Source organism: Streptomonospora alba, from assembly GCF_000826685.1.
Taxonomy (GTDB): Bacteria; Actinomycetota; Actinomycetes; order Streptosporangiales; family Streptosporangiaceae; genus Streptomonospora; species Streptomonospora alba.
On record NZ_JROO01000055.1, the window covers coordinates 20451 to 45386 of the forward strand.

At 72.4% G+C, this 24936-nt stretch carries 19 protein-coding genes; 9 read left to right on the plus strand and 10 right to left on the minus strand.

Annotation, left to right across the window (positions count from 1 at the left end; genetic code table 11):
- Positions 1 to 16: 16 nt before the first annotated feature.
- The 4 genes from LP52_RS23910 to LP52_RS23925 all read right to left on the minus strand — a co-directional run bounded on the left by LP52_RS23910 (position 17) and on the right by LP52_RS23925 (position 6155).
- Complete coding sequence (locus tag LP52_RS23910; protein ID WP_040276659.1) at positions 17 to 1843, minus strand: glycoside hydrolase family 15 protein; 1827 nt, start codon at positions 1841 to 1843, stop codon at positions 17 to 19.
- A gap of 181 nt (positions 1844 to 2024) precedes the next feature.
- The gene (locus LP52_RS23915) at positions 2025 to 3848 is read right to left on the minus strand and encodes a glycoside hydrolase family 15 protein (RefSeq protein WP_040276660.1); all 1824 of its coding nucleotides are present in this window, start codon (positions 3846 to 3848) and stop codon (positions 2025 to 2027) included.
- 174 nt (positions 3849 to 4022) lie between these two features.
- Positions 4023 to 5054 (minus strand): SDR family oxidoreductase, encoded by a 1032-nt coding sequence (locus tag LP52_RS23920; RefSeq protein ID WP_040276661.1) that lies wholly within the window; start codon positions 5052 to 5054, stop codon positions 4023 to 4025.
- Between the two features lie 144 nt (positions 5055 to 5198).
- On the minus strand, positions 5199 to 6155 hold the full coding sequence (locus LP52_RS23925; RefSeq protein ID WP_052810214.1) for a polysaccharide pyruvyl transferase family protein: 957 nt from the start codon (positions 6153 to 6155) through the stop codon (positions 5199 to 5201).
- A gap of 269 nt (positions 6156 to 6424) precedes the next feature.
- On the opposite strand from LP52_RS23925, the gene LP52_RS23930 reads away from it, so the two are divergent.
- The 9 genes from LP52_RS23930 (at position 6425) to LP52_RS23970 (ending at position 16019) form a co-directional block, all read left to right on the plus strand.
- Positions 6425 to 6883 carry a hypothetical protein gene (locus tag LP52_RS23930; RefSeq protein WP_052810215.1) on the plus strand — a complete coding sequence of 153 codons (459 nt, stop codon included), beginning with the start codon at positions 6425 to 6427 and terminating at the stop codon, positions 6881 to 6883.
- 435 nt (positions 6884 to 7318) lie between these two features.
- The gene (locus tag LP52_RS23935; RefSeq protein ID WP_238581074.1) at positions 7319 to 7672 is read left to right on the plus strand and encodes an NADH-quinone oxidoreductase subunit A; all 354 of its coding nucleotides are present in this window, start codon (positions 7319 to 7321) and stop codon (positions 7670 to 7672) included.
- The gene (locus LP52_RS25955; protein ID WP_157036459.1) at positions 7663 to 9222 is read left to right on the plus strand and encodes a hypothetical protein; all 1560 of its coding nucleotides are present in this window, start codon (positions 7663 to 7665) and stop codon (positions 9220 to 9222) included. Before LP52_RS23935 ends, LP52_RS25955 begins: the two co-directional genes overlap by 10 nt.
- Positions 9215 to 10156 carry an NADH-quinone oxidoreductase subunit H gene (locus LP52_RS23945; RefSeq protein WP_040276662.1) on the plus strand — a complete coding sequence of 314 codons (942 nt, stop codon included), beginning with the start codon at positions 9215 to 9217 and terminating at the stop codon, positions 10154 to 10156. Before LP52_RS25955 ends, LP52_RS23945 begins: the two co-directional genes overlap by 8 nt.
- 6 nt (positions 10157 to 10162) lie before the next feature.
- Positions 10163 to 10723, plus strand: coding sequence for an NADH-quinone oxidoreductase subunit J (locus tag LP52_RS23950; protein WP_040276663.1), 561 nt, complete (start codon positions 10163 to 10165; stop codon positions 10721 to 10723).
- Positions 10723 to 11025: an NADH-quinone oxidoreductase subunit NuoK gene (gene nuoK, locus LP52_RS23955; protein WP_238581075.1), complete on the plus strand. Its 303-nt coding sequence runs from the start codon at positions 10723 to 10725 to the stop codon at positions 11023 to 11025. The genes LP52_RS23950 and nuoK overlap by 1 nt, the downstream gene beginning before the upstream one ends.
- Positions 11026 to 11029: 4 nt before the next feature.
- Positions 11030 to 12937, plus strand: a complete 1908-nt coding sequence (locus tag LP52_RS23960; RefSeq protein WP_193790037.1) for a proton-conducting transporter transmembrane domain-containing protein — start codon at positions 11030 to 11032, stop codon at positions 12935 to 12937.
- Positions 12938 to 13051: 114 nt separating this feature from the next.
- Positions 13052 to 14581 carry a complex I subunit 4 family protein gene (locus LP52_RS23965; RefSeq protein ID WP_040276665.1) on the plus strand — a complete coding sequence of 510 codons (1530 nt, stop codon included), beginning with the start codon at positions 13052 to 13054 and terminating at the stop codon, positions 14579 to 14581.
- 10 nt (positions 14582 to 14591) lie between these two features.
- Positions 14592 to 16019, plus strand: coding sequence for an NADH-quinone oxidoreductase subunit N (locus LP52_RS23970; RefSeq protein WP_040276666.1), 1428 nt, complete (start codon positions 14592 to 14594; stop codon positions 16017 to 16019).
- A 59-nt stretch (positions 16020 to 16078) separates the two neighbouring features.
- On the opposite strand, the gene LP52_RS23975 is transcribed toward LP52_RS23970, so the two are convergent.
- The 6 genes from LP52_RS23975 to LP52_RS24000 all read right to left on the minus strand — a co-directional run bounded on the left by LP52_RS23975 (position 16079) and on the right by LP52_RS24000 (position 24383).
- Positions 16079 to 16675, minus strand: coding sequence for a dihydrofolate reductase family protein (locus tag LP52_RS23975; RefSeq protein ID WP_040276667.1), 597 nt, complete (start codon positions 16673 to 16675; stop codon positions 16079 to 16081).
- Between the two features lie 163 nt (positions 16676 to 16838).
- Positions 16839 to 17909: an NrfD/PsrC family molybdoenzyme membrane anchor subunit gene (gene nrfD / locus LP52_RS23980; RefSeq protein ID WP_040276668.1), complete on the minus strand. Its 1071-nt coding sequence runs from the start codon at positions 17907 to 17909 to the stop codon at positions 16839 to 16841.
- Positions 17906 to 18766 carry a 4Fe-4S dicluster domain-containing protein gene (locus LP52_RS23985; protein WP_040276682.1) on the minus strand — a complete coding sequence of 287 codons (861 nt, stop codon included), beginning with the start codon at positions 18764 to 18766 and terminating at the stop codon, positions 17906 to 17908. Before LP52_RS23985 ends, nrfD begins: the two co-directional genes overlap by 4 nt.
- 81 nt (positions 18767 to 18847) lie before the next feature.
- Positions 18848 to 22090 (minus strand): formate dehydrogenase, encoded by a 3243-nt coding sequence (gene fdh / locus LP52_RS23990; RefSeq protein ID WP_040276669.1) that lies wholly within the window; start codon positions 22088 to 22090, stop codon positions 18848 to 18850.
- A 282-nt stretch (positions 22091 to 22372) separates the two neighbouring features.
- Positions 22373 to 22654, minus strand: coding sequence for a hypothetical protein (locus LP52_RS23995; RefSeq protein ID WP_040276670.1), 282 nt, complete (start codon positions 22652 to 22654; stop codon positions 22373 to 22375).
- 46 nt (positions 22655 to 22700) lie between these two features.
- Positions 22701 to 24383 carry a sodium:solute symporter family protein gene (locus LP52_RS24000; protein ID WP_040276671.1) on the minus strand — a complete coding sequence of 561 codons (1683 nt, stop codon included), beginning with the start codon at positions 24381 to 24383 and terminating at the stop codon, positions 22701 to 22703.
- Between the last annotated feature and the right edge of the window lie 553 nt (positions 24384 to 24936).

Below are 24936 nucleotides of genomic sequence, written 5' to 3' on the forward strand. Positions count from 1 at the left end.
CGGGGTGCCGGTGGGCTCAGCCGGTGCCGCCGTCCTCCCGCCCGGCCCGTGCGCGCTGTTCCACGGGGCCGTGCGTGCCCTGCAGGTGTATGGCGGTGTTGATCAGCGCGATGTGGGAGAGCGCCTGCGGGAAGTTGCCGATGAGCCGCCCGGCCCTCGTGTCGAACTCCTCGGACAGCAGGCCGACGTCGTTGCACAGGCCCAGCAGCCGCTCGAAGAGTTCCCTGCCCTCCTCCACGCGGCCCTGCATCACCAGGTTGTCGGCCAGCCAGAACGAACACGGCAGGAACGCGCCCTCGCCCGGGGCCAGGCCGTCGAGATCGGCGCCGCCCGCGCCCGTGGTGTAGCGCTGCAGGAATCCGTCACGCGCGAGTTCCTCGCGGATCGCCGTGACCGTGCCCGTCATCCGCTCGTCGTCGGCCGGCAGGAACCCCAGCGTGGGCAACTGCAGCAAGGACGCGTCCATCGCCGGCGAATCGTAGGTCTGAGTGAACGCCCCCCGCGCGGGGTCGAAGCCGTTCTCGCAGACGTCGTCGAAGATCTCCTCGCGCAGACGCCGCCACCGCTCCACCGGTCCCGAAAGACCGAACTCCTCGACCGCCTTGACGGCGCGGTCCGCGGCCGTCCACGCCATGACCTTGGAGTGGGTGAACTGCCGCCGCCGTCCGCGCACCTCCCAGATCCCGTTGTCGGGATCGCGCCAGTGCTTCTCCAGGAATCCCATCAGCGCACACTGCAGCTCCCACACCGACTCCTCCGGCGGGATGCCGTGGTTGCGTGCCTGGTGGAGCGCGTCCATCAGCTCGCCGTAGACGTCCAGCTGCCAGTGCCGCGACGCCTGGTTGCCCGTGCGCACCGGACGCGATCCGGCGTAGCCCGAGAGCCAGTCCAGCTCCACCTCGGGCAGGTGCCGCTCGCCCTCGATGCCGTACATGATCCGCATCTGGGCCGGTTCGCCGGCCACCGCGCGCAGCAGCCACTCCCGCCAGGCGGCGGCCTCCTCCTCGTAGCCGGAGTTGAGCAGCGCCAGCAGCGTGAAGGTGGCGTCGCGGATCCAGCAGTAGCGGTAATCCCAGTTGAGCCCTCCGCCCGGCTTCTCGGGCAGCGAGGTGGTGGGCGCTGCGACGGTGCCGCCGCTGGGGGAGTAGGTGAGCGCCTTGAGTGTGATCAGCGAGCGAACGACCTGGTCGCGGTAGGGGCCGTCGTACGCACATCGCTGCGCCCATCGCTGCCACCAGGTCGCGGTGCGTTCGATGGCCGCGGCCACGTCGATGCGCTCGGGCGGCGGACCGTGCGGCGAGACCCAGGCCAGGCGGAAGTCGACGTGTTCGCCCTCGCCGACGCTGAATTCGGCGGAGGGGAGCCTGCGCTCGCCGACGTCGAACTCGATGTCGGAGTCGAGGTAGAGGGCGTCGGGGCCGGCGACGAAGTGCAGGCGGCGGTCGTACTTGCGGGTCCAGGGAACGATGTCGCCGTAGTTCGGCCGCACCACCGCCTCCGTGCGCATCCGCACCCGTCCGCTGAGCCCTTCGACACGGCGCACCAGGTCGGGGTGCTCGTCGCGGACCGGCATGCAATCGGTGACACGCACGGTCCCGCCGTCGCAGCCGAAGTCGGTCTCCAGCACCAGGGTCTCGGGCCGGTAGCGCCGGCCGAGCAGCCGGTGCTCCTCGGCGGGCGCCATGCTCCAGTAGCCGTTGGAGGGCTCGCCCAGCAGACCGGTGAGGCACGCCCCGGAGTCGAACCGCGGCAGGCACAGCCAGTCGATGCAGCCGTCGGAGCCGATCAGCGCCGCGGTCTGGGTGTCGCCGATCAGCGCGTAGTCCTCGATGTTCAGCGGCACGCGGTCGTCTCCCTTCTGGGGCCCGCCACGGTGTGCGGGCTCGTGGACAGGGGCCCCGCCACGCTGCCGGACACCGTGCGGATACGGCGACGGAGATGCGGTACCGGTGCCCGGTTGCCCGTCGCCGCCCGGATAGGCCCGAAGGCGTGGCCGAGCGGCCGCAGAGGCCCCGGGCGGCGGTTCAGTCGCCCCGGCGCCTCTGCCCGGTCTGGGCACGCTCTTCGATGGGACCGTGCCCCCTCTCCAGCAGCAGGGCGGTGTTGACCAGCGCGATGTGGGAGAGCGCCTGCGGGAAGTTGCCGACCATCCGCCCGGCCCTCGTGTCGAACTCCTCCGACAGCAGGCCGACGTCGTTGCACAGCCCCAGCAGCCGCTCGAACAGCTTGCGTCCCTCGTCGACGCGGCCCTGCATGATCAGGTTGTCGGCGAGCCAGAAGTTGCACGCCAGAAACGCGCCCTCGCCCGGCGGCAGGGCATCGACGTCGGGGCTGTCCTCGTCCGTCGAGTAGCGCTGCACCAGCCCGTCCTCGACGAGTTCGTTCTGGATCGCCTCGACGGTGCCCTTCATCCGCTCGTCGTCGGCGGGCAGGAACCCCACGGTGCTCAACTGCAGCAGCGCCGCGTCCAGCGTCGAGGAACCGTAGGACTGGGTGAACGTCCCCCGCTCGGGGTCGAACGCGTTCTCGCAGACGTCGTCGAAGATCTCCTGGCGCATTCGCCGCCACCGGTCGGAGGGGCCCTCAAGGCCGAAGTCCTCCACCGCTTTGACCGCGCGATCGGCCGCCGTCCACGCCATCACATTGGAGTGGGTGAACTGCCGCGGCGGGCCCCGCACCTCCCAGATCCCGTTGTCGGGATCGCGCCAGTGGTCCTCCAGGTACTCCATGAGGGCGCGCTGTACATCCCAGGCGGGCGCGTGCGGCGGGATGCCGCGGCTGCGGGCGTGATGCAGCGCGTCCATCAGCTCTCCGTAGACGTCGAGCTGGCAGTGCCGCGCAGCGTGGTTGCCCACGCGCACCGGAGTGGAGCCCTCGTAGCCCGAGAGCCAGTCCAGTTCCATCTCGGGCAGCCGCCGCTCGCCCTCGATGCCGTACATGATGAGCATCTGCGCGGGTTCGCCGGCCACCGCGCGCAGCAGCCACTCCCGCCACGATCCGGCCTCCTCCTCGTAGCCGGAGTTCAAGAGCGCAAGCAGCGTCAGGGTGGCGTCGCGGATCCAGCAGTAGCGGTAATCCCAGTTGCGCACCCCGCCCAGCTGCTCGGGCAGGGAGGTGGTGGCGGCGGCGACGGTGCCCCCGCTCGGGTAGTAGGTCAGCGCCTTGAGCGTTATCAGGGAGCGCACCACTTCGTCGCGGTACTCGCCGTCGTAGTCGCAGTGGTGTGCCCACCCGCGCCACCACTCTTCGGTGCGCTCGATCTCGGCGCTGATGTCTGCGTCCTCCGGCGGCTCCGCGTTGGGGGCCACCCATGCCAGCCGGAAGTCGACGGTCTCCCCCTCGCCGACGGTGAACTCGGTGCAGGGGAGCCTGTGGTCGCCGAGATCGAACTCCACGTCGGAGTCGAGGTAGAGGGTGTCGGGGCCGGCGACGAAATGCAACCGGTTGCCGTACCTGCGGGTCCAGGGCACGATGGAGCCGTAGTCGGTACGCACCACCGCCTCGGAGCGGACGCGTACCCGGCCTTGGAGCCCTTGCACCCGGCGGACGACATCGGGGTGCTCGTTGCGGAGCGGCATGCAGTCGATCACGCGCACGACGCCGTCGTCGCATTCGAAGTCGGTCTCCAGCACCAGAGTGTCGTGGCGGTAGCGCCGTCCGCGCAGCCGGTGCGGTACGGCCGGAGCCATGCTCCAGTACCCGTTGTCGCCGTCGCCGACCAGCTCGGCGAAGCACGCGGCGGAGTCGAACCGGGGCAGGCACAGCCAGTCGATGCGGCCGTCGTTGCCTACGAGCGCCGCGGTCCCGGTGTCGCCGATCAGCGCGTAGTCCTCGATATGGAGGGACACCCGGTGGTCTCCTTCCGGGAGGGGGATGGGTCTCTCTTCGCTTTATTCCCTGCTCAGGGGGTGGGTGCACGTGATAGGGGCCGGCGTCCGCGGTGTGCTGCGCGGGGAGCCGGTCTCGGAGTCCGCGTGCGGCCTGGCCGCGGCCCGCGTCAACCGGGACCGCGGCGGCGCTCCTCAGCGGGGTAAGCGCCGCGTCCTGCGCACCAGGCGCCAGGCCAGGACCCCGGCCGCGGCCGAGCCGCCGAGCGCGGCCGCGCCGAGGCGGCCGCTGCGACGGGCGGCCCACTGCTGGAGGCTGACCGCCCGTCCGCGCTCGTCGAACGAGCCGTGGGCACCGTAGTCGCGGCCGCCGGACCTGTCGGCGGGCTCCCACAGGTTGGCCGGCTCTCCCGGACGCGGCTCGTCGATCTGCTGGGAGGAGTACCCGGAGCGGGCGAGCATGCGGTCGAGCAGTCCCGGCACCAGCCGGTTGCCCAGGATCGTCTGCATGGCGGAACCGCCCACCCAGTACTCGCGCGGCCGCGGCCGGTCGGCGGCGCGGGCGACGGCGCGAGCGGCGACCTCCGGCTGGTAGATCGGCGGCACCGGCTGGGCGTGGCGGGGCAGGCGGGAGAGCACCCATTCGAACTGCGGCGTGTTCAGGGCGGGCAGCTGCACCATCGTGGTGGCCACACCCGAACCGTCGTGCAGCAGTTCGCAGCGCAGGGACTCGTGGAAGCCCTGGATCGCGTGCTTGGCCGCGCAGTAGGCCGACTGGAGCGGGATGCCGCGGTAGGCCAGCGCCGACCCGACTTGCACGATCGTGCCTCGGTCGCGGGGCAGCATGCGCGCCAGAGCGGCCTTGGTGCCGTGGACGTAGCCGAGGTAGGTCACCTCGGTCACCCGCCGGAACTCGTCCGGGCCGATCCGGCTGACGGGTGCGAAGACCCCGGTGAAGGCGTTGTTGATCCAGACGTCGATCGCGCCGAACTCCTCCTCGACGCGTTCGGCCGCGCCGTCGACCCCGTCGAAGTCGGCCACGTCGACGGGGATCTCCAGCGGGGTGCCGCCCGCCTGGCGGACATCCTCGGCGGCGCCGGCGAGCCCTTCCTCGCCGCGGGCCAGCAGCGCGACCCGGTCGCCGCGCGACGCGAACTCCCGGGCCGTCGCGCGCCCGACGCCCCCGCTCGCGCCGGTGATGACCACGACTCTGGATCCCTCAGGCATCGCCCCTCCGTCCGTCCCGATTCGTCGGACAGCCGCCGACCGCGTGTGGCGGCCGCGGACCGCCGGACCCCGCGAGACGACTGTGCCCGCAGGCCGCAGCCGTCGCGGGGCCGACGCCGCGCCCGCTACCCGGCGCCCGGTCGGCTATGCCCGAGCCGTCGGTACCGTGCTCGGCCGCCCCTGGGCACCCGCGGGCGCGTCCGCGCCGACCGGCGAGGCGAGGAGGTCGTCGATCAGCGGCGAGCGCTCGCGTGCGGTGGCCGCGGCCCACCCGGCGCGGGTGCGGGCGGCGGGGGACAGGCACCAGTCCCACAGCGCGTCCAACCGATCGCGGAATACGGAGGGCTCGTGGCTGCGGTCGCGCACGGCCGCAGCCGGCCAGCCCAGTGCCCGCGCCTGCGCGCCGACCTTGGCGCCGCCTGCCACCGGGTCGACGGCAACCGCCGGAACCCCGTTGCGCAGCGCCAGCACCAGTCCGTGCAGGCGTGTGGTGACCACCAGGTCCACGCGGCGCACGAGCGCGTCGAATTGCCGGTAGGTGGCGCAGTGCCCCCATTCGGAGACGTCCAGCCGGGTGTCCAGCGGGACGCGGGCGCAGTTCTTGGCCGTGAGCCAGAGCGCGAGTTCGGCGTGCACATCGGCGTGCTCGCGCCGGTCGCCGTACTCGGGCTGATCCGGCGCCCGGATCACCCCGACCACGGGCATATCCGGTCCGCAGGGCGCCGCGGCCGCCAGGTCGGGGCGGGGTGACGAGGTCGCGCCGTCGCGCGGGAACACGGAGTGGAAGCCGCGTACCGCCTCGTCGCCCGGGTCGACCACCGAGACGCCCACCGCGGTCCGGTGGCAGTGGGCGAAGCGCGCATGCAGGTCGCGCACCTGTTGCCCGTGCGCCGGCCCGCAGACGAAGACCAGGTGGTCGTAGTCGCCGGGGGAGAGGTCGTCGAGAACCGGACCGTCGATGAGGGTGTTGGGACTGCGGCCGATGTCGTGCGGGACACCGGCCTCGTCCAACGCCGCGCTGACGGCGGCCGCCGCGCCCACGTCACCGGCGGTCGCCTCGCCGTGCAGAAAACCGAACCAGCCTGTAACCAGTGCTCGCATGGCCGCCCGCTACCCATGGGGCGGCAGGGTAGATGTACGGCTCTGAAAGGGGTCGCCGTGCACAGGGCGTGCGGGCAGCAGGCGTGCGGGGAGAAGGAGTGCGGGCACAAGCGGGCCGAAAGCGTGCGGAGGGGCGGAGTGGAGGGCGCGGCGGCCCGGCCACGAGCCGGCGACACCGCCGCCGGGATTCGAGCCTGCGGGTTCCCTCTCCTAACCTGACCGGGCAGACGGGAAAAACGGACGGGGAACGCGAGAAAGGGTGAAGCGCCGTGCCGCGAACGGGAGGTTCGGAAGACACCGGCAGGTTATATCTGAGCGAACTGCGCTTGGCGCTGCGCAACAACGCCGGGGCATACGGGTACTCGGTGATGATCACCGGAGCGCTCGCGGCGGTGAGCGCTCTCAACGGCAGCCCGAGTGTGGGCCAGGTGTTCCTCTTCCTGCTCGGCGCGGTGCTCAGCTTCGCGGCTATCGAGATGCTGGCCACGCGCGTGTTCACCAGACCGATGAACGACAGCGAGGGAACGAAGGTCATCGCCCTCGGCAGCTCCCTCAACCTGTTCTCCATCGGCCTCGCAGTCGGCGCCGCGGCCCTCGTCGGCCTCGTCCTCCCGAGTACCGCCGCATGGCTCGTCGGGGGCTTCTTCGCCTCCGTCGCCTACCTGCTCACCGCCGCCGTGGAGATGAGCGTCGCCCGACGTATCGAGGAGTACCGCGACGTGGAGTGAGCGGGTTGGAGCGAGGGAGGCGGAGAGCAGGGGCGCTGTACGGGTGGCGTCGGTCGGTCGGCGTGCGCGGACGGCGGGGTTGCCGACGGGGCGGCGACGGTCGGGGGACGGGACCATCCGCCCACCACCCTGGCTGTCCGCCGCCGCCCCGCCCTCGCCGGGTACGTGGCCGAGGTTCGCAGCACCGGCGAGTGAGATCCCACCCTCCCTGCCGCCCCTACCGGCCCCCTGACCTCCGCGTGCGGACGGCGGACCGCCGTGGCGGCGGAGAGGAGCGGGGTGAGGGGCACCACCCGAGGACTAAACGGGACGGGCGCGGATAGAGGCGTTCTGGGTATGAGGAGCACAGCAGTGCTCGGCGCCGCAGGCGCGCAGGAGCCGCTCGCCGGCTTCGCGCGTTCGCCGGTGTGCACGTCGTAGGCGGACAGGAGGTGCGTGTCCGTGGACTCCTTCTGGCCCGCTCTCGCGCTGTTCGCGGTCGCATCCGCCGGGGTACTCGGACTCTACGGCGCCGCCGCGCTCCTCAGCGTCGGTGAACCGCTGGTGCGCGAACCGTACATGGGAGGCAGCCCTGTCTCCGAGCACGCCGTCTCGCGGTTCCACGTGCGGTGGTACGCCGTGACGCTGCTGTTCATCGCCTTCGACATGGAGATGGTCTTCATGTACCCGTGGGTGCTCGTCGTCGCCGAGAAGGGGATGCACGCCGTCGGCGAGATGTTCGGCTTCCTCGCCGTCCTGGTGGCCGCCGTCGTCTACGCGTGGCGGGAAGGGGCCTTCAGATGGACATGAGGGCAGACGCCGCGGCGGACCGGACGACAGGCGTGAGCGGTATCGCCCGGTGGCTGGCGCACGTGTCGGCCCAGCGGCCGCTGCTCGTGACAGCGGTGGGCGGCACCGAGTGCCGCTTGGCCGTGGAGCGCGTCGTGCGGGAACGCGGCCTGCGCCGCGCGCTGAGCCCGAGCGAGGCGGACACGCTGGTGGAGTGCGGTCCCGCTGGATCGGGGGTCGACGAGGCGGCGGAGCGCGTCTGGGACCAGATGGGCGAACCGCGCGCACGGGTCCGGGTCCGTTCGGCGGAGGAGGCCGGCGCCCGGATCGACGAGGCGCGGATCGCGCTGCTGGATCTGCCCGCGCAGCGCCGTGCGGCGGCGCGCCGGACCGATGCGGACCGCGTCGAAGACCAGGAATCGGCAGAGCCCGGGACCGACGACGGCGCCCAGACCGCGGACGAGGCCGAGGACCCCGGGCAGGATCGGCAGGACCGGCACGACCACCGAGAGCACCGGGACCGGCAGGCCCGATCCCGCCATCACGACGGTCAGAGCCACCACGCTCACGAGGACCGGCAGGGCCACGGCCGGGACGACGCGGAGGAGCACGAGCGGGCCCCCGGGCGGGGTGAGCACGGCGGTCACGGGAACGCTCATGGGCACGGTCAGGACCACGATCGTGAAGAAGAAGGCGGCGGCCAGGAGGACCACGAAGGCCACGACCACCACGACCACCACGGCATGGAGCTTCCCGGCGGCCTGGTGATGGCCGATCGTGGGGACGACCGGGACGGGCTGCGGCTCGACCGGCTGCACATCGCCATCGGGCCCGTACAGGCCGACTGGCCCGCAGGTCTGGTGCTCGGATTGACGGTCCAGGGCGACGTGGTGCAGGAAGCCGAAGTCGCCGTCCAGACGCCCTCCGTCGAGGACGTCTCCGTGTTCTGGGACGACATCGCCCGGGAGACCCTCGACCCCGGGGCGCTGCGGTTCCGTGCCGCCGCTTCGGCCGACTCGCTCCAGCGGTTCCTCGCCGTCGCCGGGTGGCCCGACGCCGCGGCGACAGGGCTCCTGCTGCGCGACACGCTGCTGGTTCCGGAGGGGCAGGCGACCGGGAGGACGCGGTTCACCCGCTGGCTTCGGCGGGTGCGCCGGTCGAAGCTGCTGCGGTGGTCGCTGCGCGGCCTCGGCCCCATTCCCGGCGGCGACCGACTCGCTGGACCGACCGAATCCTGGCCCGTCCCCGCACGCTTGCACGGAGACGCGGCGGCGCGCGTCGGGCGGTGGATCGACGACATCGCCGCGGTGCTCATGCCCGACACCTCCGACACCTTCCTCGCGCCGCCCATCTCGCGAGAGCGGAGCGGCCCGCCCGCCGGCGGGCTCTCCTCCGCGCCGCCCTTCCCGCCGCTGGGCCGGGAGCGCGCCGAGTACGCCCGGGCCGCCGTGGCTCTCCTGCCGGACATGGTGGCCGGCCAGGAGCTGGCGGCCGTGCGGCTCGTCGTCGCCTCCCTCGATCCCGACCTGGAGTCGCTCGCCGTATACCTGCCCGAAGCCGCCCATGATTGACGCCGACGACGCCGTGCACTGGTGGGGCCTGGTCCTCGCCCCCGCACTGCTGGCCGCCTACGCCTACGCCGCGGCGGCAGGCTCCGCGGCCCGGACGGCCCGCGCCTCGGGTGCGCCCGCCGCCGCGGCACTGGCCGCGCCGGCGCGCGAGGCGGCCGGGCTGCTGCTGCGCCGTCGGCGCACGGTGCCGGGCGCGGACACGCTGCTGTGGCGCGTCGGTATCGCGAGCGTGCCCGTGGCAGCGGTCATGGCCGTGCTGGTCGTTCCCGTCGGCGGACGGGCCATCGCCGACCTGTCCATCGGCGTCGTGTGGTTCAACGCCATGGAGGTCCTGCTGTGGGGCGGGATGTGGCTGGCCGGCTGGGGTGCGAACTCGGTCTGGGGACTGGTCGGCGGCTACCGGTACCTGATCCAGGGGCTCTCGCACGAGCTGCCGCACATGTTCGCCCTGACCACCGCCGCGGTGGGGGCCGGCTCGCTGCGTGTCGGCGACATCGCCGCCGCTCAGCAGGACGTGTGGTTCGTGCTCGTGATGCCCGCCGCCTTCGTCGTCTACCTGGTCTCGGCGCTGGCCATGTCCTTCTGGCCGCCGTTCGACCAGCCGGTGGGCCGCGACCTCTCCGGCGGGGCGGCCGCCGAGCCCTCCGGCCCGGACCGGCTGGTCCTGCTGGCGGGCCGCCACGCGATGCTCGCCGCCGCCGCGGCGATGGCCGTGCCGCTGTTCCTCGGCGGCGGCGCCGGTCCGCTGCTGCCGGGCTGGGCGTGGTCGCTGCTCAAGGCCGCCGCCGTGCTCGCGCTGCTGGTGTGGGCCGGCGGCCGGGTGCCGGCGGTGCGCATGGACCGGTTCGCCGAGGTGGGCTGGGTGGTGCTGCTTCCGCTGGTACTGCTGCAGGCGCTTGCGGTGTCCGTCTTCGTCGTCGCGGGTTGGATGTGATCGCTCATGGCCGAGTGGACCGTCTTCGTCGTCTGCGCGGTGGCGGCCGTCGCCGCGGGCGCGGCCGTGTTCCGGGTGGATTCCATGGCCCGGGCCACGTTCGCGCTGCTGGCGTCGTTCGTCTTCACCGCCGTGCCGGTGCTGCTGCTCGACCTCGCCTACCTGGGCGTGCTGATCGTGCTGATGATGACCATGGAGATGGTGGTCATGGCCGTCTTCATGATCATGTTCATGATGAACCCCGCCGGTCTGATGCCGATGACCATGGTGCACAACACCAAGGGCGCGCTGGCCATATCGATCGCCGTCTTCTGCGTCCTGGCCGCCGGAGCCCTGCTGGTGCCGTGGCCGCGCGAGTCCGCACCGCCGCCCGCCGACCCCACGCTGCAGCTCGGCGAGGCGATCATGGGCGACGACATGCTGGTGATGATGGTCGCCGGCCTGGTGCTGTTCGCGACCATGGTCTCGGGGGTGGTCCTGGCCACCGGCCGCGGCCGCTACGACCGCTACGGCGACGATCTGCGCGGCCGCCCCGACGACCCGATCCGCGGGGGTGTGGGCCGGTGATGCTGGAGGCGTTCCTGCTGCTGGCCGCCGCGCTGCTGGCCGTGGGCCTGTACGGCGCGCTGAGCCAGCAGTCCGTCGTCATGGTCATGATGGGTCTGGAGCTGATGCTCAACGCGGTGATGGTCGCCGCCGCGGCCGTCTGGTTCCACACGTCGCCCCACTCGGCCGACGGGCAGCTGCTGGTGCTTGCGGCGATGCTGGCCATGGCGGTGGAGATGGCCATGGGGTTCGCGGTGACGATCGCGATCTTCCGCGCCCGCGACGTGGACGTGACCGACTCCGCCGGCGATCTGCGGGGCTGAGCCGATGGGCGCGACGGATCCGGTGGACGCGGTGCTGTGGGTGCTGGTCGGCCTGCCCGCGCTGGCCGGTGCGGCCCTGCTGCTCGGCGGGCGGCGAGCCGAGCGCGCCGCAGCGCCCGCCGCCACGGCCGTCGCCGTGGCCCTGGCCGTACCCGCCGCGGTCGCGGCGGTCCATCGCCCGGCGGTGACGGCGCCCGCGCTTCCCGGCATCCCGTTCGGGCTGGCCGTGGACGGCCTGGCGGCGATCGGCGTGTGCACCCTGGTCGCCGTCTTCGCGGCCGTGGTCGTGTTCTCCGCCGGCGAGCGCGAAGGAGCCGGCGGCCGCTCCCGCTACTACGGGCTGCTGCTGCTCTTCGCCGCGGCCATGCTGGCGACCGTCACGGCCACCGACCTGTTCACCCTGCTGATGGCCTGGGAGGTCATGGGCGCGACCTCCTACGGGCTGATCGCCTTCCACTGGCGCCATCCGCGCACCGGATCCTCGGCCGCCGTCTCCTTCCTGACCACGCGCACCGCCGACCTGGGGATGTACGCGGCCGCGGGTGCCGCTCTGGCGGGCGGCGCCCGCGGATTGGACCTGGGCGAGCTGGCGGGGGTGAGCGGGCCGTGGGACCACGTGGTCGCCGGCGGGCTGCTGGCCGCGGCCCTGGGCAAGGCCGCCCAGCTGCCGTTCTCCTTCTGGCTGTCGCGCGCCATGGACGGGCCCAGCCCGGTCTCGGCGCTGCTGCATTCGGCGACGATGGTGGCCGCCGGCGGGTACCTGCTGCTGCGCGTCGAGCCGGCGCTGGCCGCGACCGGGTGGGCCGGTCCCGCTGCCGCCTGGATCGGCGCCTCGACAGCCCTGGTGATGGGCGCCGTCGCCTGCGTCCAGCACGACCTCAAGCAGCTGCTCGCCGCCTCGACCAGCGCCCAGCTCGGGTTCGTCGTCCTGGCCGCCGGCGTCGGCGGCGTGGCCGGCGGCGCGGCCCAGTTCGCTGCGCACGCGGCCGCCAAGAGCCTGCTGTTCCTCGTCGCCGGCCTCTGGCTGGCCCGACTGGGCACGAAGCACTTGGCGGAGCTGCGCGGCGCCGCGCGCGGACACCCGCTGGCGGGAACGTGCTTCACGGCGGGCGCACTCGCGCTGGGCGGGATGCCGCCGTTGTCGCTGTGGGCGGCCAAGGACCTCGTCCTGGCCGCGGCCGAGCCCCCCGGCCTGCACGCCGCGGGCCTGGCGGCCTCGGCGCTGGCGGCGGGCTACGCGGGAGTGGCGCTGGCGGCGGTGTGGTCCAGCCCGGCCCCCGCCGCGTCGGTGCGCACCGCCGGCGGTGCGGGGCCGGGAGACGCACGCCATGCCTTCGCCGAACGGCTGCCCCTGATCGCGCTCGCCACCGCCGCCGTGGTAACGGGTGCGCTGGCGCTGCCCGCCGTCGGGCACGCGTGGAGCCTCCTGCTGGGCCGCCCGGGGGCGCCCGCGCCCGGACTCGGCGAGGCGGCGGTGTCCGCGCTGATCGCGGTGGTCGTCCTCGCCGCGGTGATGCTGATCGGCATCCGCCGGGGTGTACCCGCGGAGGCCGCCGAACGGCGGGGCGTGCGCCCACTGCGTGCCTGGCTGGGGCTGGAACCCGCCGCAGGCGCCCTGGTGGTCGCACCGGTGCTCGCTGCGGCCCGCGGCCTGGCGGCCTTCGACGACCGCGTTGTGGACCGCGCCGTGACGGGCGCGGCGTCCGGCGTCCCCCGCCTCGCCGGCGTCGTGGGCAGGCGTGTCGAGCCCGCGGTGGAGGCGGTGGTCGCGGCGGTGGCCACCGGCGCCCGGGGACTCGGGGATTACGCGCGCCGCCCGCAGACCGGCCAAGCCCACCAGTACTACGCCCAGGCCGTGACCGCCCTCCTGGTCGCCGCACTGGTCTTCGTCCTCGCCGGCGCGGTGATGTGAGCCATGGCCCCGACCGCGAGACCACCCGTCCCGGCGGCAGCCGCGCCCCTCCGCACCGGGCGGCGCCGGAGGGTGCCGCCGACCGTGATCGTGATGAGGCTGCTGAGGTGATCCGTGTTATCCGTCGTCGTCTTCCTTCCCCTGCTGGCCGCCGGCGTGCTGCTGGCGGCGCCGCGGCTCTCCGCCCGGGCCGTGCTCACGACGTGGACCGCCGCAGCGGCAGTCGACCTGGTGCTGGTGGGCGTGCTGTGGAGCGGCTACGTCGACTCGGGCGGCAAGGGGACCGCCGGCACGCGGCTTGCCGGGCCGACGGCGTATGAGACCGACCTGGAGTGGATCCCCAGCCTCGGGTCCGGCTACCACATCGGCGTCGACGGCCTCTCCCTGCCGCTCGTAGCGATGACCGCGGTGCTGTTCCTGGCCTGCGCGGTCTACTCGCTGCGCGACAGGCCGGAGCGCCCGCGCGGCTACGCGGCGGTGTTCCTCGCGCTGCAGACGGTCTCCACCGGGCTGTTCGTCGCGCTGGACCTGCTGCTGTTCTTCGTCTTCTTCGACCTGTCCATCGCGCTGATGTACTTCGTCATCGCCGGATGGGGGCACGGCGACCCAGCCCGTTCGGCGCTGCGCTTCTTCCTCTACACCTTCGTGGGCTCGCTGGCGCTTCTGGTCGGGTTCATCGGCCTCTACCTGGCCGCCGACCCGCACACCTTCGACATGGTCGACCTGGCCGCCCAGAACCCGCTGGGCGGGCGCGCCGCGGCGGGCGGCGCGGTGCTGCTGGCCGTGGGCCTGGGGCTGGCGGTGAAAACGCCGATCGTGCCCTTCCACACCTGGCTGCCGCCCGCGCACACCGACGCGCCCGCCGTCGGCTCCGCGATCCTGGCCGGGGTGCTGCTGAAGATGGGCGCCTACGGCTTCATCCGCATCGCGCTGCCGATCCTGCCCGAGGCCTGGCGGGCCTGGGCGCCGGCCATCGCGCTGATCGGCGCGGTCTCGGTCCTCTACGGCGCCCTGGTGGCGCTGGCCCAGAACGACTTCAAACGCATGGTCGCCTACACCTCGGTCAACCACATGGGCTATGTGGTGCTGGGCCTGGGAGCGGCGGGCACGGCCGCGGCGGGTACCGCTCCCGCCGCTGCCGAGCTGGCCATCACCGGCGCGGCGGTGCAGCTGGTCAGCCACGGTCTACTCACCGGCGCGCTGTTCCTGCTCGCCGGGGTGCTGTACACGCGTGGCGGGGGCTACGACATGGGCGCCTACAGCGGCCTCGCCGGGCCCGCGCCCCGATTCGCCGCCGTGCTGGCCGTGGCGGTCTTCGGCTCGCTGGGGCTTCCCGGGCTTTCGGGCTTCATCGCCGAGTTCCAGGTCTTCACCGGTGGCCTGGGCCTGGCGCCGGTGCCCACCGCCCTGGCGCTGCCCGGGATCCTCATCACCGCCGCGCTGCTGCTGCGCGCACTGCAGCGGCTGCTCCTGGGGCCCCGCGTGCTGCCGCCGGGAACCGGATTCGGCGACCTGCGGCCGCAGGAGAGCGCGGCGATCGTTCCGCTGCTGGCCCTGTCGGTGGTGATCGGGCTGCTGCCGCGGACCCTGCTCGACGTCCTGGCGCCGGCGGCCGAAGCGGTCGCCGCCCTGGTGCTGCGGTAGGCGGGGCGCCATGACGACCACGACGCTGATCGCGCTCCTGCCCGAGGCGGCGCTGGCCGCCGCCGCGGTCGCCGGGCTGCTGCTGGGCAGCTGGCTGCCCCGCCGCCGCCAGTGGGCGGTGCGCGCCCTCGCGCTGACCGCCGTCGCCGCCGGGCTGGCCGCCACCGCCTTCGCGGCAGCGGGCCCGCCCCACACCGCCTCATCGGGATCCTGGGCCGTCGACACCGGACTGCACGCCGCGCGCGTCGCCGTGCTGGTGGGCACGGGGCTTGTGGTGCTGGCCGGATCCGACAGCCTCGCCGGTGCCCGCCGTGAAAGCGAGGCCTACGTCCTGATGCTGCTCGCGGCGGTGGGCTCCCTGGTCCTGGCCGGCGCGAACGGGCTGCTCGTGCTGGTCATGGGCTATCTGCTGGCGAGTATTCCGCTCTATGCCATGGTCGCCTTCGCCAAAGACGCGCCCGGTACCGAGGCGGGCCTGAAGTACTTCCTGATGGGCGCCCTGTTCGGCGTGGTGCTGCTGGGCGGGACGACGGTGCTGCTCGGCGCGGGCGGCGCCACCGACTACCTCCCGCTGGCCGCCGGACTGCCCGGGGCGCCGCGTGCGGCCGCCGCGGCCGGGGCCGTCGCGGTGCTGGCGGCGCTGCTGTTCAAGGCGGGGGCGGTGCCCGCCCACTTCTGGGTGCCCGACGCCGCCGAGGGCGCACCGGCGCCCGTCGCCGCGTTCATCACCACCGTGCCCAAGATCGGCGCGCTGGTGGCGGCCTACCGGCTCGGCGCCGCGCTGCCGCTGGAGGCCGTCGGCGACTGGTCGCTGCTGGTGGCGGCGGCCGCGGCCGCCACCATGGTGCTGGGCAACCTCGCCGCCTTCGCCCAGCACCGTGTCCGCCGGCTGCTGGCCTACTCCACCATCGGCCAGGTGGGGTTCCTGCTGATGGCGGTGGCGGCCTACGGGCGTGCGGAAGAGGCGCTGCCGGGTCTGCTGTACTACCTGCTCGCCTACACCGTTACCAACATCGGCGCGTTCGCCGCGGTGTGCGCGCTGCCCCGGGCCGAGCGCCTCGACCAGTGGGGAGGACTGTTCGGCCGCCGCCCCTGGCTCGCCCTCAGCCTGGTGGTATGCCTGCTCGGCCTGGTCGGGACACCGCCGACCGCGGTGTTCGTCGGCAAGCTGACCGTGTTCACCGCCGCGTTCGACGCGGGAATGGTGTGGCTGGTGGTGCTGGCCGCGACGATGACCGTGGCCAGCCTGTTCTACTACCTGCGCTGGATCCTGCCGCTGTTCCGCGCGGCGGATCCGCATGCACAGAGCGCCGGTGCGGATTCGGCCGGGGGGTGGAGCACCGCCGTGGCCGTGGCCGCGGCCACGCTGTCACTGCTGCTGGGCGTGGCCGCCGGGCCGGTGCTGGACTGGCTGGGCAGCGGTGCCCTGGCGGGGTGAGCGCCCCCCTGCGGCAGCGCGTTCGCGTGCGCGCCGCCGCGCATCGGGGCGGCAGCCGGCTATCCGGCGCTGTCGGGCCGGTAGACGCACAGGAGCACCCCGGTGGACGCGGTCCGGGTGGACACCAGCCGCAGCGGGCGCGCCCGGCCGTCCTCCGGGAAGATGCGCTTGCCGCCGCCGAGCAGGACGGGTTCGATCATCATCCGGTACTCGTCGACGAGGTCGTGGGCGACCAGCTGGCGTGCGAAGTCGGAGCTGCCCCAGACGTGGATGTCGCCCTCGCCCTCCTTGCGCAACCGGTCGACGGCGCCGAAGACGTCGTCGGCGGGCAGCAGGGTGGAGTTCCACTCCATGTCCGCGGGAGCCAGCGTCCGGGAGGCGACGTGCTTGGGCAGCGCGTTCATGCGGTCGGCGAAGGGGTCGTCGCCCGCGCGCGCGGGCCAGGCGTCGGCCATGACCCGCCATGTGCGGCGGCCGAACAGCAGGGCCTCGGCGTTCTCCATGCCGCCGTCGATGAAGGCGCTCATCGCCTCCGTGTCGAAGTAGGGCCCCGACCAGCCGCCGTGGGCGAAGCCGCCGTCGGTGTCCTCCTCGGCGCCGCCGGGGGCCTGCACGACGCCGTCCAGGCTCATGAAGTCAGTCAGTACGATCCGCATGTCACCGCTCCAAACCGGTTGTCGCTGTAGTCGGAGAGTAGACCCGGACACCGACGGAAACTCATCGGTCCGCAGCGGCTCGTGCGGGAGATCGCTTCGCAGCGCGCCGGGCGCCGCCCCGTGCGCGCCTGACGCGCGCACGGGGCGGGCCGGGACGCGGCGGTCAGTCCCCGGCCGGGTCCTGCGCGCCCTGCTCGCCGCCGTCGCCGCCTTCCTGCGCGGCGGCCCGTTCGCGGTCGCGGATGCGCTGCCGCTGCGGGACGACCGTGTACTTGGGGTCGGCCGCCGAGTCCTGGCCCGCCTTGAAGACGCCGAACCGGGTACACGCCGAGCCCGCCACCAGTGCCGCACCCGCGATCGCCGACACCGTGCGGCTGCGACCGCCCACCAGCGCCCCCACCGCGCCGCCGATCGTCAGCACCTTGGCCGCACGCATCAGCGCCCCGCCGCGCCCCTGCTTGTAGGGCTCGGCGATCATGCCCATGCGCCGTTCCATCGTCGCCACCGCCGCGTTCTCCAGCGCCGATCCCACCACGCCCGCGCGCCGAGCGGGACCCGCCTGGCCCACCGGCGCCGTGATCATGCCCATGCCTCCGGCCGCGGCGGCGCCGGAGCCCACGAACACGAACGGCATCTCCCGGTATCCCTCGTGCCATGCGGGCACTGCGGTGTTGCAGATCAGCGGGGCGGTGTAGGCGGCCACGGCCGGGCCGATCGCGCCCGCGCCCAGCCCCGCCAGGCGGCCCGCGCCCGGCAGGATGCCGGTGGCCTGGGAGACCGCCGCCGCGCCGGCGAGCGGGCCGTAGCACACCAGGATCCAGGTGCCCACGCTCATCGGGGAGGTCCACTTGATCACCCGCAGCATGTTCAGGAACCGCTCCGGACGCCCCAGGTCGTGGATCAGCGCCGCCAGCGACCCCGAGACGGCCCCCAGCGCGGTGTAGCGCAGCGGCCGCGCCAGGTCCGGTCGCCCGGTCAGGTCGGCGCCGGCCGCCAGCACCGACGAGGCGCCGGCCAGGCCGCCCAGGAACAGGTAACCGCCGATGTCCTGCGGTTTCCAGGTGATCTGGTTGAGCACCGGCTGGTCGTAGTAGGACCGGAACTCCGAGCCGCCGCCGCGGCCACGATCGGGGCTCTCCCGGGACCGGTGCCCGTCCGAGACCGCGCCGGTCATCGCCTCGCGGCCGGGCCGGGCGCCGCGGATGCCCTCCTTGGTCACGTCCGAAGTGCTCAACGCCGCCTCCCCAGGAACGTCGCGGTGATTCCGGCCAGCAGCGTCGCCGCGGCGACGCCGGCGTGGCGCCACATCGACGGCAGGTCGCGTGTGGTCACCACAGGGTCGGGCGGCAGGCCGTAGACCTCCGGATCCTCCAGCAGCAGGAAGAACGCGCCGTCGCCGCCGACGCCGTCGTCGGGGTCGCGGCCGTAGAGCTGCGCGGAGCCGATGCCGTGCTCGTGCAGGTTGCGCAGCCGCTCGTCGGCGCGCTCGCGCAGTTCGTCCAGGTCGCCGTACTGGATCGAGTCGGTCGGGCAGGCCTTGGCGCACGCCGGCTCCATGCCCTCGCCCAGCCGGTCGTAGCACAGCGTGCACTTCCACACGCGGCCGTCGTCCTTGCGCTGGTCGATCACCCCGTAGGGGCAGGCCGGCACGCAGTAGCCGCAGCCGTTGCAGATGTCCTCCTGCACCACGACGGTGCCGTACTCGGTGCGGAACAGCGACCCCGTCGGGCACACGTCCAGGCAGGCGGCGTGGGTGCAGTGCTTGCACACGTCGGAGGACATCAGCCAGCGGAACTCGCCGCGCTCGTCCTCACCGGTGTAGGCGCCGGGCAGGTCGAATGAGGGCATGCCCAGGTCCACGGAGTCGGGCGCGCCCTCGGGGCGGCCCAGATTGGTCTCCTGGGCGCCCAGGGGAGCGCGCTGCTCGATGAAGGCGACGTGGCGCCAGGTGTCGGCTCCGAGCCCGCTGGTGTTGTCGAAGGACATCGCGGTGAAGTCCAGCCCGTCCTCGGGCACCAGGTTCCATTCCTTGCAGGCGACCTCGCAGGCCTTGCACCCGATGCACACGCTCGTGTCGGTGAAGAACCCCATGCGCGGGCGGTCGTCCTGCGGATCCGCGGCGCTCTCGGGTACGCCGGTGCGCACACCGGACTGCTCGTCCAGGGCCATGCCTCATACCTCCGTTCCGGTCCGGTCGTCCACTCCGGCGCGGCGCTGGTAGTCCAGGACCAGCTCACGGCGATCGGGTCCGCGCGGGCGCCGTCCCGGCCGGATGTCGACGGTCAGCGCCTTGACCTCCTGGATGTGCACGTTGGGATCCAGCGAGATCGAGGACAGCTCGTTGAACGCGTCGCCTTTCGCGTAGCCGTTGGGCCCCCAGTGGTAGGGCATTCCGATCTGGTGCACGATGCGGTCGTGCACCCGCAGCGGCACCATGCGGTCGGTGACCAGCACCCGCGCCTCGATCGCGTTGCGTGCCGAGACGATCGTGGCCCAGTCGCCGTGGGTCAGGCCGCGCTCGCGCGCCAGCTCCGGCGAGACCTCGCAGAAGAACTCCGGCTGCAGCTCGGCGAGGTAGGGCGTCCACCGGGTCATCCCGCCGGCGGTGAAGTGCTCGGTGAGCCGGTAGGTGGTCGCCACGTAGGGGTAGATCCCGGCCTGCGGCGAACCCGGGTCGGGGTGGTAGCGGTTCGCCGGGTGCGGGTAGACCAGGCGGACCGGGTTGCGGCCCTGGCCGTAGAGCAGGTTCTCGAACGGCGAGTCCTGCGGCTCGTAGTGGGTGGGCATGGGCCCGTCGGCGAGCCCGGAGGGGGCGTACAGCCACCCCTTGCCGTCGCCCTGCATGATGAACGCGTCGGTGCCGGCGAGCGCATCCACCCCCGTAGCGTCCTCGGGCGGTACGTAGTCGGGGCGCTTCTCGGCCTCGAAGTCGGGGTTGTCGTGCCCGACCCACCGCTCCTGCTCCTCGTCCCACCAGACCAGCGCCTTGCGGTCGCTCCAGGGCGCGCCGTCGGCGTCGGCCGAGGCCCGGTTGTAGAGCACCCGCCGGTTCCTGGGCCACGCCCACGCCCATTCCGCGGCGATCCAGTCCTGCTCGGTGTGCGGCTTGCGGCGGGCGGCCTGGTTGACGCCGTCGGCGTAGACGCCGCAGTAGATCCAGCAGCCGCAGCTGGTCGATCCGTCGGCGCGCAGCTGAGTGTAATCGTGCAGGTGCTCGCCTTCGGGGCCGTACCCGTTGATCTCGGCCAGCACCGCGGCCGCGTCGGGCTCGTCCCCCTCCTCCAGGGGGTAATCCCACGTCAGATGCTGGAGGGGCCGGTCGCGCGGGTCGGTGGAGTCGGCCAGCTTCTCCTTGAGGATGCGGCCCAGGTGGTACATGAACCACAGGTCGCTGCGGGCGTCGCCCTCGGGCATCACCGCCCGGTGGTGCCATTGCAGCATCCGGTTGGTGTTGGTGAAGGTGCCCGACTTCTCGGTGTGGGCGGCCGCGGGGAAGAAGAACACCTCGGTGCCGATGTCCTCGGTGCGCAGCTCGCCCGATTCGATCTCCGGGCCGTCCTTCCACCAGGTAGCGCTCTCGATCTGCGAGAAGTCGCGCACCACGAGCCAGTCCAGGTTGGCCATGCCCAGCCGCTGCGCGCGGGTGTTGGCCGAGCCCACGGCGGGGTTCTCGCCCATCAGGAAGTAGCCCTTGCACACACCGCGCATCTGCTCCATGACGGTGTCGTAGGTGCTGTGCGAACCGCTGATGCGGGGCAGGTAGTCGAAGGCGAAGTCGTTCTCCTCCGTCGCGTGCTCGCCCCACCAGGCTTTGAGCAGGCTGACGATGTAGGTGTCCATCTTCGACCAGAAGCCCTTGACCGCGGCGTCGCCGACGATGAAGTCCTGCAGGGTCTCCTCTTCGTGGGCGTGGGGCATCGGGATGTAGCCCGGCAGCAGGTTGAACAGGGTGGGCACGTCGCTGGAGCCCTGGATGCTGGCGTGGCCGCGCAGCGCCTGGATACCGCCGCCGGGTCGGCCGATGTTGCCCAGCAGCAGCTGCAGGATCGAGGCGGTGCGGATGTACTGGGCGCCCACGGTGTGCTGGGTCCAGCCCACGGCGTAGCAGAACACCGAGGTGCGGTCGCGTCCGGAGTTCTCGATCAGGTGGTCGGCCACGCGGTTGAAGACGTCCGGGGGGATCCCGCAGATCTGTTCGACCATCTCCGGCGTATACCGGGAGTAGTGGCGCTTGAGGATCTGGAGCACGCACCGCGGATGCTCCAGGGTGGGGTCGGTCTCGGGGGTACCGCCCACCGGTGCGCCGCCCGACCCCTGCTGTTCGGGGCGGCCCGAGGCGCGCTCCTTGGCGACGCGATCCTCGTAGAGCTGGTCGCGTTTGCCCGAGGCCGGCGCGACGTTGGCGCCCTCGTACATCCAGCTGCGCGCGTCGTAGTTGCGCGACTCGGGGTCGAACCCCGCGAACAGCCCGTCCAGGTCCTCGGTGTCGCGGAAGTCCTCGTTGACGATCGTGGCCGCGTTGGTGAAGTCGAGCAGGTACTCGCGGAAGTACTTCTCCTCGTTGAGGACCCGGTTGATGATCCCGCCGAGGAAGGCGATGTCGGTGCCGGCGCGGATGGGCACGTGCATGTCGGCCAGTGCGCTGGTGCGGCTGAAGTGCGGGTCGACGTGGATGACCACGGCGCCGCGGGCCTTGGCCTCCATCACCCACTGGAATCCGACGGGGTGGGCCTCGGCGTAGTTGGAGCCCTCGATGACGATGCAGTCGGCGTTCTGCTGGTCCTGCATGAACGTGGTGGCGCCGCCGCGGCCGAACGAGGTGCCCAGCCCCGCCACAGTGGAGCTGTGGCACACGCGCGCCTGGTTGTCGATCTGCACCACGCCCAGCGCGGTCAGCAGCTTCTTGATGAGGTAGTTCTCCTCGTTGTCCAGGACGGCGCCGCCGAGGTGGGCGATCCCCATGGTGCGGGAGGTCGGTATCCCGTTCTCCTCGTCCTGCCAGCCTTCTTCGCGGGACTGCAGCACCCGGTCGGCGACCATGTGCATCGCCTCCCACAGTCCGATCTCCTGCCAGTCGGAGCCGTGCGGAGGCCGGTACAGCACCCGGTGCTCACGCGAGGACCCCGTGGTGAGCTGGAGGGTGGCCGAGCCCTTGGGGCACAGCCGCCCCCGGCTGACGGGGGAGTCGGGGTCGCCCTCGATCTGGACGACCTTCTCGTCGCGGACGTAGACGTTCTGGCCGCATCCCACCGCGCAGTAGGGGCAGACCGACTTCACCACGCGGTCCGCCTCGGCCGTACGCGCCCGCAGGTCGCGGCTGCCCGCGGACTTGGCCGCAGCCCCGCGGCCGGACCGGTCGTTTCCGGTGAGCTGCCTGTAGACCGGCCATGACTCGATCAGCGTGCGAACGCCCATCGCCTCTCCTCCGCCTGATGCACTGGTCGGGCCGACGGGCACGCGGACGGACCGCTGTGCTCGTAGGGCGACCGGCCGCTACCCCTCCGGAGTGACGGCAAACACAGGCCGCGCCGTGCTGGAAGCGGCGGTGAAAGCGCCGGTGGGCGGGTCCTGCGGGCAGCGCTTGAGGCGGGTGCGCAGACCGCCGCCGTCGTCGGCGTCCGCTGAAACGGCCGCCCGGCGGCCGCATCCGGGTGCGGCCGCCGGGCGGCGGCGGGGCCGGGCGTCGAGAGGCGAGGGTCAGCTCTGCGGGCCCGCGTCGGTGTGCTCGTCGACCTGCTCGGGGACCTTCAGGGGTTTGAGCAGTACCCATCCCCCCATCAGGACGCTGAAGACGAACATGCCCAATCCCGCCCACAGGTTGAGGTTCGCGCCGTCGCGGTGGCCCTCCTCCGGGGGAAGGAGGAGGCCCATGGCGATCAGGACCACGCCGTAGATGACGAACAGCAGCGCGATGACCGACCGCACGTCGAAGGCTTTGGCGGTCTTGCGCCGCTCGCCTCCGGAGCCGTTGGCACTCATCGGATTGCCTCCTTGGCAGCGTTTATCGGCGTCCGCCCTGCAGGGCTCAACCGAAGATGACGTTCAGGGCGATGACGATCACCACGACGATGGCCGCCAGCACGGTCGGACGGCGGTACCACCCGGCGTCCTCGCCGGTGTGCGAGGGGCGGCGCGACTCGCGCGGTGTGAGCGAGTGCACCAGGCCCACAAGCTCGGATTCGGGCTTGGGCCGGGTGAACAGGCTGACCACGACGCTGACCACGATGTCGACGACGAAGGCGGCGCCGGCGCCGACGAAGCTTGTGCCCTGAGCCGAAAGGCCGATCACCCCCGTCTCGCCGAGGACGAACACCGCGATCGCCGCCGCGGTACCGGTGACCAGGCCGCTCCAGCCGGCGTGCGGCGTCATCCTCTTCCAGTACATGCCCAGGATGAACGTCGCGAACAGCGGCGCGTTGAAGAACGAGAACAGCTGCTGCAGGTAGTCCATCAGGTTGGAGTAGCCCGAGGCGATGTAGGCGGTGCCCACGGCGCCCACGGTCGCGCCCACGGTGACCCACGGCCCCATCTTCAGGTAGTAGGAGTCGGGCCGGTTCCGGACGATGTAGGTCTGCCAGATGTCGTAGGTGAAGACCGTGTTGAACGAGCTGAGGTTGGCGGCCATGCCCGCCATGAACGACGCGAGGAGCCCCGCCAGCGCGATACCGAGCAGCCCGTTGGGCAGCAGGTCGCGCATGAGCAGCAGGATGGCGTCGTTGTAGGTGACGTTGGTGTCCTCACCGGCCTTGAGCGCCACCATCTCGGAGGCGGCCACGCCCGCGATCATGCCGGGGATGACGACGATGAAGGGGATGAGCAGCTTGGGGAACGCGCCGATGATGGGCGTGCGCATGGCCGCCGACATGCTCTTGGAGGCCATGGCGCGCTGGACCTCGACGAAGTTGGTGGTCCAGTAGCCGAAAGCCAGTACGAAGCCCAGACCCAGCACGATGCCGAAGACGCTCAGGATGTCGTTGGTGAAGCCGGTCAGCTCGTTGCCGGGCCAGGCTGAGAGCTGTCCGGGCCCCTGCGGGCTCGCGGTGACCTCTTCGACCAGTCCCGACCAGCCGCCGACGCGGTTCAGCCCGGCCAGGGTGAGCGGTGTCAGCGCGGCCACGATGACGAAGAACTGCAGCACCTCGTTGTAGATGGCCGCGGAGAGCCCGCCCAGCGCGGTATAGCTGAGGACGATCGCGGCGGCGAGCATCAGCGACACCCACAGCGGCCAGCCCAGCAGCGCGTTGACGATGGTGGCCAGCAGGAACAGGTTGATGCCGGCGATCAGGATCTGGGCGAGCGCGAAGCTGATGCCGTTGACCAGGTGCGCGGCCTTGCCGAAACGGCGGTTCATGAACTCCGGGACGCTGCGGACCTTGGAGCCGTAGTAGAACGGCATCATCACCAGGCCCAGGAACAGCATCGCCGGGATGGCGCCGACCCAGAAGTAGTGCATGGTCGCCATGCCGTAGCGGGCGCCGTTGGCCGACATGCCGATGATCTCGATGGCGCCGAGGTTGGCCGCGATGAACGCCAAGCCGGTCACCCACGCCGGCAGCGACCGCCCGGACAGGAAGAAGTCGAGGCTGGTCGAGACGGAGCGGCGGGCGAGGATGCCGATACCCAGCACGAACACGAAGTACAGGGCGAGCAGGGTGTAGTCGACGGCGTTGGCGTCCAGCCTCAGTGGCTCTTGTGCTAGGGCGATCACTTCGGCCGGTCCTCTCTGAACACGTTGGTCCTCCCGTTCGGGGGTGGGCTGCGGGCCTGCCGGTCCCCGGTCGGCACTCCTGCGGGCCGGGGACCGGCGAGGCCGACGGATTCGGGCGCGGCTACCCGCGATCGCGGGCGGGCAAAGGCACCGCGTGCTATCGGCCGCGGCGCCCGGGAACCCGCCGGCGGCCGCGGGCGGCGCGTGCGGCATAGCGCGCCGAATCCGGTGCCGGCGGGCGCCCGCGTCCGTACCCGGGTTCCTGTGCGGTTGTGGTTCGGATGCGGCGTCAATTTCTCACGAAATCGAACATCAACCCACATTCGGAGCGACCCTCGTGCACGAGTGCAGGCGTGTCAAGCCTGGCACGAGGGGCACGGGATCCCGGCTCTGACACGCCCCTTATCCCCCGCGCAGGCGGTACCTGCGACGGGATGGGCGGACGGGCCGACCGGCCGACCGGCCGGTCGGTGCGGTGTCGGATCTTGACATCAATGTGCGATATGTCGCTATGATCCCAACACATTCCAACACGGTCGCGCGGCTTCGCGGG

Excerpts from the sequence above, each read along its gene's own strand:
- LP52_RS23920 (WP_040276661.1), bottom strand. The coding sequence starts at position 5,054 with ATGCCTGAGGGATCCAGAGTCGTGGTCATCACCGGCGCGAGCGGGGGC.
- LP52_RS23925 (WP_052810214.1), bottom strand. The coding sequence starts at position 6,155 with ATGCGAGCACTGGTTACAGGCTGGTTCGGTTTTCTGCACGGCGAGGCG.
- LP52_RS25955 (WP_157036459.1), top strand. The coding sequence starts at position 7,663 with ATGGACATGAGGGCAGACGCCGCGGCGGACCGGACGACAGGCGTGAGC.
- LP52_RS23945 (WP_040276662.1), top strand. The coding sequence starts at position 9,215 with ATGATTGACGCCGACGACGCCGTGCACTGGTGGGGCCTGGTCCTCGCC.
- LP52_RS23950 (WP_040276663.1), top strand. The coding sequence starts at position 10,163 with ATGGCCGAGTGGACCGTCTTCGTCGTCTGCGCGGTGGCGGCCGTCGCC.
- nuoK (WP_238581075.1), top strand. The coding sequence starts at position 10,723 with ATGCTGGAGGCGTTCCTGCTGCTGGCCGCCGCGCTGCTGGCCGTGGGC.
- LP52_RS23960 (WP_193790037.1), top strand. The coding sequence starts at position 11,030 with ATGGGCGCGACGGATCCGGTGGACGCGGTGCTGTGGGTGCTGGTCGGC.
- LP52_RS23970 (WP_040276666.1), top strand. The coding sequence starts at position 14,592 with ATGACGACCACGACGCTGATCGCGCTCCTGCCCGAGGCGGCGCTGGCC.
- LP52_RS23975 (WP_040276667.1), bottom strand. The coding sequence starts at position 16,675 with ATGCGGATCGTACTGACTGACTTCATGAGCCTGGACGGCGTCGTGCAG.
- LP52_RS23985 (WP_040276682.1), bottom strand. The coding sequence starts at position 18,766 with ATGGGGTTCTTCACCGACACGAGCGTGTGCATCGGGTGCAAGGCCTGC.
- fdh (WP_040276669.1), bottom strand. The coding sequence starts at position 22,090 with ATGGGCGTTCGCACGCTGATCGAGTCATGGCCGGTCTACAGGCAGCTC.
- LP52_RS23995 (WP_040276670.1), bottom strand. The coding sequence starts at position 22,654 with ATGAGTGCCAACGGCTCCGGAGGCGAGCGGCGCAAGACCGCCAAAGCC.